Consider the following 237-nt stretch of genomic DNA (forward strand, 5'->3'; position numbering starts at 1 on the left):
GCGCAACGGTAGTTCTCGAGTGTCGGTCATCATGTTCTTTGAAGTGACAGCGGGTTGGTCGGGCGCGCGCGTGCATCGCGTCGCTATCGGCCCAAAGCGCGAGCGGTTTTACCGCCAAGACCAAAATCCGTATTCGGAATGTCCTTGATCATCACGCGCGTGGACTGCAACGGCACGTCAAGCACGGCGGCGCTCGTTTCGCAAAGCTGTGCGATCAGCGCTTCTTTCTGCGCGTCG

At 59.5% G+C, this 237-nt stretch carries 1 protein-coding gene; it reads right to left on the reverse strand.

Annotation, left to right across the window (positions count from 1 at the left end):
- Positions 1-83 precede the first annotated feature (83 nt).
- Positions 84-237 (reverse strand): tautomerase family protein (locus SB753_RS41260; RefSeq protein WP_410805712.1); only part of this gene is annotated, 154 nt, incomplete at its 5' end.

It is taken from the genome of Paraburkholderia sp. SIMBA_053 (assembly GCF_046534895.1).
In the GTDB taxonomy this organism is placed as follows: domain Bacteria; phylum Pseudomonadota; class Gammaproteobacteria; order Burkholderiales; family Burkholderiaceae; genus Paraburkholderia; species Paraburkholderia caledonica.